The 16,030-nt window shown below is 58.2% G+C and carries 12 protein-coding genes; 6 read left to right on the top strand and 6 right to left on the bottom strand.

The window, feature by feature from the left end:
- Both EOA23_RS08740 and EOA23_RS08745 read left to right on the top strand, forming a co-directional pair.
- Positions 1-1,262, top strand: a 1,262-nt coding sequence (locus EOA23_RS08740) for an asparagine synthase C-terminal domain-containing protein (RefSeq protein WP_245474081.1), incomplete at its 5' end; no start/stop codon positions are given.
- A 2-nt stretch (positions 1,263-1,264) separates the two neighbouring features.
- A complete protein-coding gene (locus EOA23_RS08745) occupies positions 1,265-3,463 on the top strand; it encodes an exopolysaccharide transport family protein (RefSeq protein ID WP_127303636.1) in 2,199 nt (732 codons plus the stop codon).
- A gap of 216 nt (positions 3,464-3,679) precedes the next feature.
- On the opposite strand, the gene EOA23_RS08750 is transcribed toward EOA23_RS08745, so the two are convergent.
- From EOA23_RS08750 to EOA23_RS08765, 4 genes are all read right to left on the bottom strand, one after another.
- On the bottom strand, positions 3,680-3,892 hold the full coding sequence (locus EOA23_RS08750) for a Trm112 family protein (protein WP_126060822.1): 213 nt from the start codon (positions 3,890-3,892) through the stop codon (positions 3,680-3,682).
- A gap of 628 nt (positions 3,893-4,520) precedes the next feature.
- Positions 4,521-5,789: a hypothetical protein gene (locus tag EOA23_RS08755; RefSeq protein ID WP_127303637.1), complete on the bottom strand. Its 1,269-nt coding sequence runs from the start codon at positions 5,787-5,789 to the stop codon at positions 4,521-4,523.
- Between the two features lie 29 nt (positions 5,790-5,818).
- Entirely contained in the window at positions 5,819-6,421 is a 603-nt protein-coding gene (locus EOA23_RS08760; protein WP_127303638.1) for a hypothetical protein, read from the bottom strand.
- A 165-nt stretch (positions 6,422-6,586) separates the two neighbouring features.
- On the bottom strand, positions 6,587-7,912 hold the full coding sequence (locus EOA23_RS08765; protein ID WP_189341550.1) for an oligosaccharide flippase family protein: 1,326 nt from the start codon (positions 7,910-7,912) through the stop codon (positions 6,587-6,589).
- A gap of 598 nt (positions 7,913-8,510) precedes the next feature.
- Here EOA23_RS08765 and EOA23_RS08770 point away from each other — a divergent pair.
- The 3 genes from EOA23_RS08770 (at position 8,511) to EOA23_RS08780 (ending at position 12,194) form a co-directional block, all read left to right on the top strand.
- Complete coding sequence (locus EOA23_RS08770) at positions 8,511-9,254, top strand: class I SAM-dependent methyltransferase (RefSeq protein WP_189341551.1); 744 nt, start codon at positions 8,511-8,513, stop codon at positions 9,252-9,254.
- A gap of 44 nt (positions 9,255-9,298) precedes the next feature.
- Entirely contained in the window at positions 9,299-10,408 is a 1,110-nt protein-coding gene (locus tag EOA23_RS08775) for an acyltransferase (RefSeq protein ID WP_126060827.1), read from the top strand.
- Positions 10,409-10,703: 295 nt separating this feature from the next.
- Complete coding sequence (locus tag EOA23_RS08780) at positions 10,704-12,194, top strand: calcium-binding protein (RefSeq protein WP_127303640.1); 1,491 nt, start codon at positions 10,704-10,706, stop codon at positions 12,192-12,194.
- A gap of 173 nt (positions 12,195-12,367) precedes the next feature.
- Here the strand turns inward: EOA23_RS08780 and EOA23_RS08785 are convergent, their stop codons facing one another.
- Complete coding sequence (locus EOA23_RS08785; protein ID WP_126060828.1) at positions 12,368-12,892, bottom strand: helix-turn-helix transcriptional regulator; 525 nt, start codon at positions 12,890-12,892, stop codon at positions 12,368-12,370.
- Positions 12,893-13,286: 394 nt separating this feature from the next.
- On the opposite strand from EOA23_RS08785, the gene EOA23_RS08790 reads away from it, so the two are divergent.
- Positions 13,287-14,948 carry a PAS domain S-box protein gene (locus EOA23_RS08790; RefSeq protein ID WP_245474083.1) on the top strand — a complete coding sequence of 554 codons (1,662 nt, stop codon included), beginning with the start codon at positions 13,287-13,289 and terminating at the stop codon, positions 14,946-14,948.
- Between the two features lies 1 nt (position 14,949).
- Here EOA23_RS08790 and EOA23_RS08795 read toward each other — a convergent pair whose 3' ends face one another.
- Positions 14,950-15,606, bottom strand: coding sequence for a response regulator transcription factor (locus EOA23_RS08795; protein WP_126060829.1), 657 nt, complete (start codon positions 15,604-15,606; stop codon positions 14,950-14,952).
- Positions 15,607-16,030: the final 424 nt, after the last annotated feature.

Raw genomic sequence — 16,030 nt, forward strand, 5'->3', positions numbered from 1 at the left:
CCAGCATCGGACGTGCAAAACAAATCGTCGGCGCCGACGATGATCTCACCAACGAACTCGATGACCTGCTGCGGCTCGCGGTTCGCGAGCGGATGATCGCCGATGTGCCGCTAGGCGGCTTTTTATCCGGCGGGATCGACAGCTCTGCCGTGGTGGCTCTAATGCAGGCACAATCCGCCAGCCCGGTGCGCACCTTCACAATCGCCTTTGGGGAAGGCGGCTTTGACGAGAGTGGCTATGCAGCCGAAGTGGCGCGGCATCTGGGTACCGATCACACGCAGCTTCAGCTTTCGCCTGATGCCGCGCTCGATGTCATTCCGGAACTGCCACGGGTATGGGACGAGCCGTTCGCCGACGAATCCCAATTGCCGACCCTCCTGGTGGCGCGGCTCGCCCGCCAATATGTGACCGTAGCGTTGTCGGGCGACGGCGGCGACGAGTGCTTCGCCGGCTATGGTCGCCACTTCATGGCGGATTGGTTGCGGCGCCGCCAACAGCTGCCCTTTGCAGTACGGCGAACCATGGCTACCGGGCTGAACCTCCTCGCCCGCGCAGCGCGTGAGGACATGCTGCGCCGGCTTCCTCTCGGACCGGGTATTCGCCATATGCTCCGCAGCGATCGTCTCAAGCGGATCTCCGGCCTGATGGGTGCAAGGCATGAGGACGATCTGTATCAGCGCTTGGTAACGCCTCCGACGGCAAACCTCACTCGCCGCGGGCACCCCATACCGGCTCACAGCATACCGAAGCTCGACGGGCTGCTGTCACGGCTCCTCTACGATGACATGGCGGGGTATTTGCCCGGCGACATACTGGTGAAGCTAGATCGCGCGACCATGGCCAACGGGCTTGAAGGAAGATGTCCGTTGCTTGATCATCGGGTGATCGAATTCGCTTGGCGCCTCCCGTCCAATGCAAAGGTGCGCGACGGCAAGGGCAAATGGATCCTTCGCAATCTGCTGCGTCGCTATGTTCCGGACCGGCTGATCGAGCGGCCGAAGCAAGGCTTCGACGTGCCGGTATCCACCTGGCTAAGGGGGTCGCTGCGCAACTGGGCGACCGATCTTATGGCCGACATCCGGCACGATGGCGATGAGGTGCTGGACAGCTCCAAGGTGGACAGATGCTGGCGCAATCACATGCAGGGGCAAGATTGCTCACGCGAATTGTGGTCGGCGCTGATGTTTCAGGCCTGGCGAAATGAGACCAGGAAAACGCCATGGGCGGCTCATTCGCGCCAACTCGACATGGCAGGAGTATGAAAATGGCAAGTTCCGCCGTCAGCCGGATCAAAAATCCGGCTTCCGTTCCTGCATCTGTCCCGGCAGTCGTGGAAGCCGGTCAGCGATTGCGCCCTCGGCGCGAATACGAGCAATCATCTCCCACGCATCAGCTGATGGCAGTTCTGGCAAGAAAAAAATGGCTTATCCTAGCCCTGGCGATAGTAGGCGGGATACTCGCTGCGATCCTCGGTCTCACTCGGCCGGTGATGTTTGAGGCGACGAGTCAGTTGATCATCGACGCCCCAGCGCGAGTTTCCATTGCTCCTGGCGCAGGTTCCGCGCAGGACGTCATCGATTCCAGTATCGACGATCACATCACCATGCTCTCTTCGCAGGGCCATCTGCGACGTGTCGCAGCGGCGCTGCACGCGATCGAAGGTGTTGCGCCGGGGCAGGGTTCGTCGAAGACTGAAGCTCCCGAAATGCGTGTGCCATCGCTGCAGACAATTGCTGCAGGGATTGTCGAGCGGCTTTGGCCACACAGCGAGCAGGCGTCGTCCGACCCCGACCTCAAGCAACTGCGCAATAGAATAAGGATTGGGCAGGAGCTGCGCTCGAGGATCATTTCAATCGCCTTCGCGGACGAGGATCCAGCCCGAGCCGCTTTGGTGGCCAATACATTCGCTCAGGTCTACATCGACGAGCTTGCAAAAAGGAGATTGGCGGAGGACAGGCAGGATCTCAACGTGGTGATCGCCAGTCTGCCGCGGGTGCAGAGTGATCTCGTTGCGGCGATCGACCGGCTGGAGAAGTACCGTCTGGGTGCTGGGGCCGTAGATCAAGGCTCAGCCGATAACGCCGCCCGCGAAAGAGCCGATCTAAGCCAGCAGATATCCATGTCAAAGGCCGATCTCAGGGCAATGGAATCGCGCCTTGAACATACCAATGATCTTCGCAACAGCGGCGCGCCGGTTGCGTCGCTCGCCGAAGCATTGGGGTCGCCCGAGTTGGCTGATCTTGCAGCCCGTCAAGCTGCTGATCCTGCGGACAAGGATCTTGCCTCTGCAATCCAAAACGCTGTCCAGGAAGGGCTTGCCAAGCTCGAGTCGGAAGTGAGCACCTATCGGGCTCAGATCAGCACTCTGGAAAATCGTCAAAATGTTCTCGATGTGGTCGGGGCAGACACCGCCAGCAGACTTTCCGGATTACGCGCGCTTGAACCGCAGGTAACTCTGCTCACGCAGAGATACAACGAGCTCTTGAGCCATCAGCAGGAGCTGACCAGACGCATTGCGGCTCCAACGGCAGGCGTCTCGATTCTTTCGACAGCGTGGCCGCCGACAAAGCCGCAGACGTTGCCACCGATCTTCCTTATCCCGCCGGGCATGATCGGTTTTGCCATTCTTGGTGCCGCCCTGGTGTTGATCTACAATCGTACCAATCGCACTTTGCGGGGCGAGGCCGAAACCGAGGCTGCGTTCAATGTTCCTTGCGTCGGAATGGTGCCGGAGCCCGGTAAGGTCGCCATGAAGAAGCTGCGGGAATTGCTCCTGGATCAGCCCAAAGCGGCCTACAGCCGAGCCGTGATGTCGCTTCTGGTCAGGGCAGGGCCAAATCAAGCCCGGACCAATGCCTCGCAGACAATTCTTGTCGCGTCCAGCGTTCGTTATGAAGGCGCTAGTGAACTTGCCTGGAGTCTGGCCTTGGCGGCCACACGGTTGGGTGGCCCCGTGCTGCTGATCGATCTTGAGTGCTCGCATCATCAGCTTACGCAAGAGTTCATCCGCCAGGCCGGGGGGCCCAAAGCTTATCGATCGTTCGGTGATTTTGTCGGTACTCGCTGCAGCCTGAAGGATGCAGTCGTGAGTGTCCCTGGCGCCGGCGTCGACCTGATGACCATTGCGTCAGGTGACGATCTTCTCGGGCTGCTGACGCGCGTTGACAGCCTCGAATGCAGGGATGAACTACGGGCGCAGTACAGTCTGGTGGTCATCAACGGACCATCCTGGCTCGCCGGACCCGAAGCAAGCCTGCTGACGAGTTGGGCCGACACGATACTTTTCGCGATCCGTTGGAACAAGACACCACGCCATATCGCCGGAGGCGTTTTGGACATTCTGAGAAGAGACGGTGCTGGTTCGGTTCCAATTGGGTGCGTGCTCACGCGGGTCAATCTGAAGCGGCACGTCAAATATCGTTTTCACGATAGCGCGGATCTCTTGGCGGTGCAGACACCCTGAATCGGCCATCGTTCGACACGTCAGCCGTAAAGCTGGTCGCGAACCTTGCGAGGCACCATACCACTCCATGGGAAAGCGGTCCTGGCTTTGTTACTGGGCCGTCGTCTTTGTCGGTACCAGCCGGGAAACAGCCCTTTGCGGGCTAGGGCGCGATCTGAAGCGCACCGAGTCCGTTGTTTTGTGATGCCGGTTAGTTGCGCAGATCCCGGCGCGTTATCACGTCCGGGGTGCGCGATATTGCACGATGGCGGCTTTGATCGTCCGCGCTTCGGACGGGAGCATAACCGGTACACCGTCACGTACGGGATAAGCCAGCCCAGCGCTCGCTGAGATGAGTTCACCATTGTTCGCGTTCCAGGCAAGGGAACCCTTGGTCATAGGACATACCAGCCGCTCCAAGAGCGCAGGGTTAAAGGAAAGCGTTTTCATCCTGTCGTCTCTCCATCTTACTTGCGCCCCGCCAGCAGCAATCCCAAGGTTTTGTCATACTATGCAATCACCCGGCTTCACGTGGTCTGCGATCTTTCTCGCCAAAAACCGGCAAACGTCGACGCAGCCCGAACAGAGCAACATTTGGACCCCTCTGGGCCCTGTCATGCCATCAACTCCGACAGGCGTCATGGTCGTATAGGGAGCAACCATGTAGGGACGAGAAAACTGCCTCAGCGGGCCGACTTGAACCCATTGACACTGTTGTTGCAAACGGCGCTCAGGCCTCGGATCCCGTCCGTGAACACGACAACCATCCTAGTTCGAGGGCCCGACACTTTCCTCGTCAGTTTGAATGAATTGCCGGGCCGGGCGAACTGGGTTTCAAGCTAATCAATAGCTTGAAGCGCATGTGTGAAGCTTGAATGACAGCGATAACAGTGTGGCCATGAGCTCTAAATTCTGAGAGTACGCCCTCGTCTCTCTGCCTGCCCCGTTTCGGCGGGGCTTTGTCCGCAAGTCGTCCCCTCTCGTTCTAGCGATTCTAGTCGCATCCGTGGCGAATTCGGTCCCGCAGGCAGTGCTTGGAGATGCCGCTCGAGTGCGAGCCATCGTCCGAATGGCTACTTTAATGAAGGCAGTTCCGGGTCCCTGCCTTCCGCCCTCTGTCGGGGTATTGTCGCCAGTCAACACGGGTAACGAAGTCGTATACCGGACCCCCGGGAAGGCCCCAGTTGCTGGACCATATCACCTGCGAACCGTCTGGCGAAGGTGAGGCGTGGGTCTCACTCCAATAGTCGGAGGGAGCGTTTCGCGTCTGGGCAATGCGGCGTACCTCTCCGCTGCCGTCGGTGCGCAGCGCAATGATTTCCCGCGCATACGGTGCCCAGTCAGGATGCTTCGAGACTTCACCCGGATCCCCGGAATAGCTGAGGAAGACCCAACCGGGTCTGCCAAGGGACCTGAGGGATGCGTGTTGTGCTTCGCCGTATCTCATCAGCGAGGTGACCTTACCGTCTGCAAGCCTGCGCTTGATGACCTGGAATTTGTCAGGATCTGACTTGCTGATTCCGACATATATTTCGCAGCCATCGGCGTCGACCGTCATGTCGCCGTGGCCGGGCCGGTGATGCTCAGTCCATTTCTGCCGCAGATTGCCATCAACAGAAAAAATGAACGTGTGTTCAACATCACCCTTTTGAATACATACGATGTTAATGCCCAGCGGCGAGATCGAGCATGCACCGTTGGATCCCTCTATCTGTGCAAGATCGATTTCCGCAAACTTGCGACGCTGCAGCAGGTCGAATGCAAAGACGACCATTGTCCCATCCTGTCGAACGGCGCGTACAGCGATACGGCTTCCGTCGCGACTTGGATTTCCCTTGTACGGGCCGAACTGGAGAATGCTGCCGTCAGTGGAGACAAACAGAACCTGCTTTCGATTTGTGCGAGGAGCCCAGGTGAAGATTTCCTGACCGCCTACGCAAATCATCATACTGGGATCGCGCGGGTGCCACTCGCATTCGGCCGACTGAGCACGGCGAAAGAGCGGCACGTAAGTTTGTCCATCAAGGAAACACAAGCCTCCGCAACCGTTGCTGATGACAAGGAGGGTCTGATCCGAATTCCAGGCCTGCGCACTCGAATAGCGGTGGCTGCAATAATTACGACACGCAACGTCATTGCCAAGGAGGCCGGGTTTCGTGATTAGCGTGAAACTTGTTCCCGTTGCCGGATCCAAAGCGGCTTGCAGGTATTCGGGCAATTGCATCGCTACCGGCGCCACGAACCCTGTCGATATCTCCTGCGGACCTGAGGCTCCGTCCACATCTGAAGAGACGGCATTTAAAGAGACTAGAATTCCAATAACGCCGAATAACTGACGGGGGTTCATGAAGCTAAACTCACGTATTCAATGTTTTTCTACTTCATTGTCGCTTGTAATTTGCCGTATCTGAATTCAACGTCAGCTCTTTTTGTGAATGAGCCCTGCATCGTTTCGATCGCGTCTTTTGCTATCATGTCGAGAGCCGCTGCGCGCCCACTTGCGTGCGAGCTGTCGATAGAAATCGTTGGCACGCCAAACGATTCCGCGAGCTCTCCGACCAGAGTGACGTGCCGAATGTTGTCGAGGCTGGTCTGAAGATCGACTTCAAGGAGCCTTTGAACGATGCCGAGGTGTCGCTGGCGCTCCCTGAGCCGAGACTCGAGAATCTCTCTTGGCGCTTGTAATCTGACGAGCAAATTCGGTTTGGGTACAAGGTCTAGCGCGCGCGCTATCTTTTCTTGGTTGGTAACCCCGCTGAACATAACCAGCGAGCAGACGAATTGAACCATGCCTTGATCGAAGATCGAGATCGTTTCGTTGGAAGCCAGAGCGGCATTCCATACCTGTATCAGGAGCTCGAAATGCCATTTGAGGCGGGTTGCCCAGAGGTCGCTTTTTGGTGGTAACAGCTCGAATATCTCGGTGGTCAGCGGATTTTGACCCACCCATTTTGAGTGCAAGCCATAAGCCAGCTTCAACGCGGCTCTTCTAATTGGATGCCGCCGGTCCCCGATCTGCAACACGACGGGGCACCCGTGGTAGCGCAAAACAGGCACCAGTCCGGACGTGAAAGTCGTCTTGCCAGCTCCTGAGGGCCCGAATACTTCCAGTATCATCTCTCAATCCAACAGAAGCTGGCTTTGTTACAGAACTTTGTCACTCTGTTCAGATCGCACACGCGCCTTCACCGTCCATCCCACGCCAGGCAGAATTCCAAGGCGGACGTGGATGTAGACCGCTTGTGAAATGCTCCAAAAGATCAGCATCGCGCTCGTGCTGACAGCTGCCCCCACGACTCCATCCAGGGCTATGCCCGCTATGCATCCCAAGATGTTGATGACAGCCGAAACAGCCATGAGCGTGGCGGCCGCGCGTTCGTGTCCTGCCATGGTCAGAAGTTGCTGCTGCGGCCCGGCGGCGACCCCAATCAACTGTCCGACCACGAGAATTCGGGTCAGCTCCACGCCGGAGGAAAATCCGCTGCCAAGCAAGTGAAAGATCGTCTCGGTGAACATCAGGAGAGGCATCGCCAGCGCCAGCCCCCCCGCGCAAGACAGAATCGTGGCTTTGGCAAAGACAGTCTGGAGCCTCGCCACGTCGTTGTGCGCTGAGAGGCGCGCTATCGTGGGTGCGAACGCGCTGCTCACCGCAACCCGCGGCAGAGCAATGAGCATCGCCATATTCGCTGCGGCCGAGAATATGCCTGCATCCTTTACATAACCGTCCCATCCAAGCAGCATCACGGCTGTCCGGTTCATCAGGGTATCGATGAAAACCATGATCACGATCGGGAGGAGGGAAGGCCACCATTCCCGAAACGCATAGGCCGGCTTCCCGAAATTCAGTTCAACTGGCCAATGACGCCAGCTGGCAAAAGCTGTGATGCACGCCGCAACGGCGGAGGCAATGAACAACATCCACATCACCGCCACGGCGTCCAGACGCCATGACGTCAGATACGCTGCCCCGCAGAGAAGCGTGAGGACAAGTCCGTCCCGCACGATCCGCTCGGGGAGCAGGGCAGATATCAACGCCTCAAACGCGCGCACGAGACCCCCGCCCGCAAGATAGACGGTGACCAAGGGGAGCGTCGCCATGCCTATTAATAGACTGCCGGCCAGTTCCGGATCGAGTTCGTGGGCCTCTTGGGTGACAAGCAAGATGCCAATGAGCGAAATGACCAGCGCCGCGGCAATGCAGGCCTTTGCACCTAGCATGATGAAACCCAGCGCCATCGGCGGCTGCTTGGTGGTCAGGTAGGTCGGCACGAACCGCATGACTGCCACGTGGAAGCCAAGCGTTGCGCCGTAAGACAATAGCGCGATCCAGGCGAAGACATAGGCGTAGATGCCGTAACTTGCCGGTCCGACCATCCGCGCAATGGCAACTTGAGTGACGAAGGTCAGAGCGGCGCCCGCCATGTAAATGAAGAATGCCCAAAGGCTCGCGTGCGAAAGCCGTTGGGTCAAACCGTGAGTTTCGCCAGGCGTTCTCGCACCCAGGTCAACGCCGCTCGCAGCCCCATTGACAGTCGCCAAGAATTCCGCGTTCTCGGCAGGACCAAATAGGGAGATCCTCGGGGAATCCGGCTTTCCTAGAGAGGCCACTGGCGGCGCTTCAGTAGCTATGCTTCCGGATCGCCCTGGCATTCTCTTTCCGATCTGTCCCCGCAACGGCCTTTTGGCAGCGCCCTTCTTCATCACGGTAGCCATAAGTGATCGCCAGTCGTCATCCGTTCGGGGGATGCGTCGGGCACACCCATCTGGAAGTTTACCCCCGCGATAGTGTCGATCTTGTCGGCCACATCAGCATGGGTTCGATGGGCGTCGCATCTCAAAATCTCGGTCCGGGTTGGCCGAGCGGTTACTCACGGGGCCGTTTTGCAAACAAAGTTGGGTCGGAGCGATTTGCCTGGAAGAGTTTCGACCACGTCGAACCCACAAGACTCGGCGTCATAGTTGGCAGACTTCATCGGCAACGGATGTCCTGCCGCCAAAAAGCAAAGGCTGTGCTTCAATGAACGTATTGGACAGAAAATTCCGACCGGGCCTGAATGGGAGCCGGCGAATGGGCCAGGATCGCGAAACAGATGAGGCTGCAGGAGCAATCCTCGCGAAGCCGGTCAATTACGATGCCGATGTCGCGGCCTATGAACTCGCGACCAAACCCAGATATCAAAACCCTGGTTTTGCGGAGCGGTATCTAGCGGGGTATGCCGGACGCCTGAAGCTGTCCACCTTTGCGTCCTACGTCATCGCACGACGGGAGCAGAACTGCATCGCCAAGGCGCTGGAGACCTGTTCTCCACTGCCGTCTCAGATACTGGATATTCCCTGCGGAACCGGAAAGCTCGCCGACGTGCTTATCCGGCACGACTGCCAGGTCATGGCAGCTGACATTTCCATGGAAATGATGGCCTTGGCTAAGACCGCATATGAGGGCCGACCTGGGTTCCAGGGTTTCGTACGATGCGATGTAACCCAGTTGCCAATGGCCAACGAAAGCTTCGATACGGTGATCTGCCTTCGACTGATCCATCTCATCCCGCCGCATCTCAGGCGCAAGATCATCAATGAACTGGCGCGCGTTACGAGTCGCCGCCTCATCGTCTCTTACGGCTTGGCGTCCCGATTTCAGAGAATACGACTAAAACTGCGGAATATGATCACGGGCAGAGTTTCCGCGCCCCATCCTGTCGATTTCAGTGTCGCCCGGGAAGATTTCTCGCAGGCTGGCCTCAAGCTCGTCAGATCGTTCAGTATCCTTCCGCTCCTTTCGTGCGAGCAGGTCTTCGTCCTTGAAAAGGCATAGCCCCGGAGCTCGACTGATCGTCGAGCGCGGGGCGGGAGCTGGTTATGGCGTCCATTGGCAAGGTAGGCACTTCGCGGATGACATCGCTCGACCTGCTCAGGTTGATGGCAGCTCTGGCAGTGATGCTTTACCACTATCTTTTCCGCGGCGCGATCGCTGGAAATCTCGATGTCAGCTACCCTTATGCAGCACCTTACGCCATCTATGGCAACCTCGGGGTCAATCTCTTTTTTTTGATCAGCGGGTTCGTGATTGCCTGGTCCGCCGAAGGCCGAACCTGGCAAGAATTCGCTGTCGCGCGCTTCGCTAGGCTTTATCCCGGGTTTCTCGTGTGCATGACGGCTACGTTCCTTTTTCTGGTTGTCGCCAAGGATCAGCGGCTCCCGACCGACGCTGCGACCTATATCGCCAATCTGACAATGTTCGCTCGAATTTTTGGCCGGCAGTCCATGGACGGCGTCTACTGGTCGATCATGGTCGAAATTCTATTCTATTGCTGGGTCGCGATGCTGATGTTGGCGGGCGCCTTTCAGCGCTGGAAATTGCCGATCGTAGCTGGGTGGCTGGCGGTCGCGGCAGGCAACGAACTCGTGTTCGCAAACACGGCGATACGACTTCTTTTCATCACGGATTATGCGCCCTTCTTCGCCGGAGGCATTCTGGCCGAAGACCTGGTTGCAAGGGGACGTTCTCCCGCAGCGCTCCTGCTTTTTGCTGCCGCGTTGCTGCTGTCCTACAAGACCATGGTGCTTCCCCAAGCCTGGATGCAGGAGCACTATGGCGTCTCGCTTTCGTCCGCTGATCTCGTTGTCGCCAATACAGTGGTCTTTGGGATATTTGTCTGTGCCGTTTCGTTCGGGAGAATCATAAGACCGTCAAAGCTTATGGTGCTGCTCGGCGGACTTACTTACCCATTATACCTCTTGCATCAGTATATCGGCTATATTTCGTTGAATGCGCTCGCTCCCTATGTTGGGAAGAACGTTGCTTTTCTTGTCGTGTCAGGTGGGGTCCTGCTTGCCTCCTTTCTTGTCTGTCGCTTCATCGAAACGCCGGTGCGCAGGCCAATTGTCCGCGCCCTGACGCCTTGGGTTTATCGGCTCGCGCCAGCGGCGCAGCAAATAAGGCCGACCTCGCACACACTGACCCCATAATCACATGCCTGGGGAGGACGTTTACGTCGCGGCTGATATGCGGAGTGTCGCCAGGATGAGGTGATCACCGTTGAGGCATGATAAGCAGAGCCTGCCGGACATGATGCAGGTATGGCCTTCTTTCAATGCGTAGCGCTTCAACGCTTGGTGCTCTGCCGGTCTGCGATACGTGCGCGCCACCCCCGCCGGGCGATCAAGAAATCTCTCACGCGCCCACCGTTTTTGATTTGGCGCTAATTTAGGCCTCCAATAGGTAGGGTGTAGGGGCTTTGTCGAACAGCTGAAGGAAATGCGCATGGCCACTCTCCACTACACGTCTGGCGGATCGGGCGCCGACATTGCGACAGCGGGATTCAACTTGGCCGATGTATCATCTGTCGACCAGCTCAACGCCCTACCTGCCGGTATGAAGGGACTGGTCTGGCTGGGCGAGACCAACGGGACCACCGCATCCTTTATCCAGAAGGTCACGCCTTTCATCGGCAACCCGAAGGTGTTCGGCTTCTTCCTAGTTGATGAGCCCGACCCCACCGGCAAATGGGGCACTTATGCCAGCGCTGAAAATCTAAAGGCGGAATCGGACTGGATCCACTCCCATCTGCCTGGCACCAAAACCTACATAACGATGATGAGTTTGGGCACCTCTGCGAACCCCGACTTTTCGAACACATACAACCCCGCCAACACCCATATCGATTATTTCGGGGTGGATGCCTATCCGGTGCGCACCGGCGGCGTGATCGACTACAACATGATCGACCGCTATGTCGCTGCCGCCAAGGCGGCGGGCATCCCGGTGAGCCAGATGATCCCAGGCTACCAGGCGTTTGGCGGCGGCAACTACAATACCGACACAGGTGGAAAATACGTCGTTCCCACTGCCGCGCAGGAACAGACCATCATAGACCATTTTGCCAAGCTGGTGCCATCACCTGCCTTCGATTACGCATATGCTTGGGGCTCTCAGCAGGGCGACACCGCGCTTGGTCAATCACCGGCGCTTAAGGCGTTTTTCCTTCAGCATAACAAAAGCGTGGACAATCTGAACCACTCCGGCGATGCGCCTGCGCCCACCACAACGCCTCCGGTTACTTCCACGCCCTCGACCAGCGCTCCATCCACCGTCACGTCGCCCAGTCATCACGTGTTCAATGGCACCGGAAGTGCGGATGTAATTCATGGCACCACCGGCGCAGACACCATGATTGGCTACGGATACAACGACACCTATTACGTCAACAACGCTGGCGACAAGGTGGTTGAGCTCGCCGGTAGTGGCCGCGATACCGTGCTGGCATCAGTGACCTATGCACTCTCGACTGGATCGGCGATCGAGCGTCTCGCAACAACCAATCCATCCGGAACCGCCGCAATCAACCTGACGGGGAATGAGTTCTCCCAGACCGTAACTGGCAACGCAGGCAACAATGTCATCAACGGCCGCGGCGGGCACGACATCTTGCGGGGAGGGGGTGGGAACGACGTTTTCGTCTTCGATTCGGTGCTCAAGATCGGTGATGTCGCCAAGGTCGCCGATTTCAGTGTGATCCATGACAAGATCCAGCTCGACCACAAGGTGTTCACGGGACTTCATGTGGGCCCTCTAGCCGCAGGACAGTTTCACGTGGGCGCGAGTGCACATGACAGCACCGATCACATTATTTACAACAGCTCGACCGGAGCCCTTTCTTTCGACAGCGATGGGATCGGCGGTGCACATCAAATTCAGTTTGCCGCCCTTTCGCATCATTTGCCCTTGACAGCATCGTCGTTCACCGTGGTGTGAGCACGGAAATCTTTATGCTCTGTTCACGACGTGAATGCCGTGCAGATCCGCAAAAAGCTACCTCAATGAGGCTCGACTTTGCGTCGATCCAAGCCTCATTGAGATTATGTCTGGGTGGTGAGCCCTGAACTGGCGGCGAACTGCGAAAACCAGCGCCGCCGGACCCTTGGACACTACGGCAGCACAGATATGCGCCCTAAAAGGGCAACCAATTCCGCCTGACGCCTCGTTTCTGTTTTGGCGAACAGCGACGCGAGTTGGGTGCGGATAGTGGTTCGGCTCAGCCTGCTGCGCTCGGCAATTTCCAAGGGTGCATCGCCGCTCGCCAAACGCAATGCCAAATGCGTCTCGGCACCGGTCAATCCAAACATCTTTCGTAGGGTCTCTGGATTGGGGCCAGTCCTCGGCTGGCGATCGAGGAGCGCCACCAGGATCGACCCATCAGGAGTGACGGCGCCTTCCTCGCTCACGATGATCGGCCGATCGCCAGGATTGCGAATGACGATCCAGGAAAGCGATCCGGCAGCAAAGTGAGCCGGCACGCCAGCTATCAGGCTCCTCAGGGCTGCCGTCAGATCGCTGCGCGGATCAAGGGACTCGTCGCAGGCCCGCAGGATGGTTTCGGCGGCCGTGTTCCACTCAAGTACTCTTCTTGCCTCACTCAGCACAAGCCACCCGCACCCCATGCGTTCAAGCATGCCGGTCGCCGAATCGAGCGACGGGCGCGCGCATGTGCTGCCCGTTATTGACCTTGCCGTGGTGCGAGGGGCGCGTCGAGCGGGGTTGGTCGCTGCTCTGCCCCCGAAGCCGACCGGCCCCATCCCAGGCGCCGCGATCGATCCCGTGCCGCTTTGCCCGCTATTCAGACCCATGGATAGTTCCTCCTCGTCGTTATTCTCTATCTCGCCCAAGGGCGATATAGCCGGCTTAATAAAGCCTCGATTTCGTTGGATGGGAAAGCTGGCAAGCGAACTACGTGCACGCTCTCCAGTCTAACCTCGACGGATTAGGCCAAAAGTTGTAGCTAGGTCCGCAGGAAGTTGCCGAGGAGGTCCGATCCTGTCGCCGACACACTTGGCGTCGACGGCTGTTGTGGTCGCTACGCTGCTCTTTGAGTTTGGCATTTCTCACGCGGGTGGCACAGACCTGGCCTTCCTCGAATTTGTGCCCGCCATTGTTGTCATCGCGTTCCTTGAAGATCGAAGGATCGCAGCCGCAGCAACTTTGTTGCTGGCCGCCGCCGGGCTTGGCGCAAGACTGATCATGAAGCATCAGCCTCTTGCCGATGAGTTGGCACGCGCCATCCTGCTCGTGCTTTCCGGTGGAATGATTGCGATGCTTTTCGATCGATCCCGTCAGGGCTTGCGGGCCGCGATGGACGTCAAGCTCGCTGCTGTCGAAGCTGCGGAGTCGCGTTACCGCCGGGCCTTCGAGCGAGCCGCGCTGGGCTTTGCAACCGCCAGTGACCGCGGAGTGCTGCTGGGGGTGAACAAACGCCTCGGTGTTCTTCTCGGCTACGGCCAAGATGATCTTGTTGGGAAGCGCTTGGATGAGCTTGTCCATCAGGACGATCGTGCGCTGCTGGAGAATTCGCTCAATGCCTTGAGGTCCCAGGCGCCCTGGTTCGGTTCGGAAATTCGCCTGACCCGAAGCGACGGCAGCACGCTCTGGGCCTCGGTAACGCTTTCTCTTTCCGCCTCGGACGCGATCCCGGCAGATAGCCTTTTTGTGGTGGTGGACGACATAACCGAACGCAGAGCAGCCGAAGAGGCGCTTAGAGCCCAAAACGAATGGCTCGACCTCGCGTTGTCGGCCGGTCGACTGGGCACCTGGCGAATAGAGTACGACAAAAGCGTCATCGCAGGCTCGCGTCAGTTCTGGGACATTCTTGGCTTGTCCCCGGCCGCGTCCCGCCCGCTGTCCGATCTGTCATCCATCGTCCACCCAGCGGACTGGGGCAAGCTGGCATCGCCTCCAGGAAAGGTGCGGCCGGGAGCCAATTACGACGTCGAAATTCGTATAAAGCGCGGGGATGGCCAGGTTCGTTGGGTCGCCTTGCGGGGCCGCGAAGAAGACCAAGGCGGCCGTGACCAGCGTATCGGGATCGCCGCAGACCTGACGGAGCGCCGCCAAACCACGCTGCTGCGAGCCGCGGTAAGACGCCAAGAAAAGTTGATGCAGGAGCAGCGCCACCGGTTCAGCAATCTGTTCCCCGTCATCACGGCGATAGTGAAGATGCTGGGCGCGCCTGACGGCGATGTCGACAAATTCAAGGCAACGCTGATTGACCGAATTCGGGCGCTCGAGGCGACGCATCTGCTGCTGACGAACAGCGCCGGTGGATCATCGACGATTCGTGATCTGGTCGGTCAGGAACTACGGCCATTCTTGCAAGGCGGCAAAGCGACAATCACGGGGGCCGACATCAAGATTTCAGGCGGCGCAGCGGAGAGTTTTGCCATGATCATTCACGAACTCACCACCAATTCGGTCAAACATGGGGTGCTGGGCGACCCTGCGGGCGCGGTTGAGGTGCGCTGGGATTTCAACTCAGGCGAGACAGGCGCCGACATTGTTTTTGAATGGATAGAAACGGGCCGCCGGCGCGCGGCTCCGATCACGCGCCAAGGCTTCGGATCAATGGTCCTGGGGGTCGATGGAACGCCGCTGGTCGGACATTCCTCGCAGTTCCAGGTTCGGGAGGACGGGTTCCGATATTCGCTTCGAATGTCGTCCAAGGAAGTTCAAGCCTAGCTTACACCGAACCGAGCCAGGTCTTTATCAGAACTGCCGCTTCCGTTCGGTTTCGAACTCCCAATTCCCGCATGACTGCGGCAACATGTATCTTCGTCGTAGCCTCGGCGATATCGAGATCTCGGGCTATTTCCTTGTTGGAGTACCCCTCCGCCATCAGCCGTAGCACATCCTTTTGCCGGGGTGTGAGCCTTTCGAGAGAGCCACCGCTGGCGTTGCTGCCGCCGTAGCGGGCATCAATGGGTTGCTGGTGACTGCCTGGTCGCGATAGCAGCGCCGGTACATAAATACGACCCGAAAGGATTTCCTTCACAGCCAGCACGACTTCGTCGTCACTTTGCGACTTCACGATATAGCCGTGCAGGCCGACATTGAGGGCGGTCAGAATCTCCGAGCGCGAATCGTTGCCGGAAACTATCGCAAACCGAGTGTTCGGGTAGGCCACCAGGACATCCCCCAGCACGTCCTGGGTGAAAAGACCCGGCATGTTCAGATCGAGCATCGCGAGGTTGACGCACTCCTGCTCGGCCAGAAGGCTAACAACCGCGTCAAAACACGTAGCTTCCAGTATCTCCGCGTCTTCGATGCCAGCGCTAAGCGCCAGCCGTAAGCCACGCCTGTAAAGTCCGTGATCATCGGCAATGACAATCCTGTACATATTACCCCAACGCACACACACGTGCGCACATTGGGGCTTCAACGCCAATCGATCGCAGCGATATCGGACCCGATACTGCTGGCACCAAGCTGCTACCCACGGTTGGTCTATCCCCAACGATGCAACGCAGGTTTGATTATGCACCTCTAATGCATTCGTCGGCAAGAAGAAAAGCTACCTTGTGTTAACCATGCCGCAGAGGAGGCCGTCATATCGAGCCCGGTCATGCTGGTGGGGCCAGGCGCTTGCCTCCAGTCCGTGTTTCTCTTTCATTCTGCAGGCGGCGGTTGCAGCCGCTCGAGCTCAAAGACCCGCGCCTATTCTGGTCGTCCTGGTCGCCACCATCCGGGCGCCAACCAGAAAACAGGACATCAGACTGGCCACGCTTCCTTTTGAACGACACTGTGCCAAGCGGAAGCGGGGC

This window comes from Mesorhizobium sp. M2A.F.Ca.ET.042.01.1.1 (genome assembly GCF_003997405.1).
GTDB lineage: Bacteria > Pseudomonadota > Alphaproteobacteria > Rhizobiales > Rhizobiaceae > Mesorhizobium.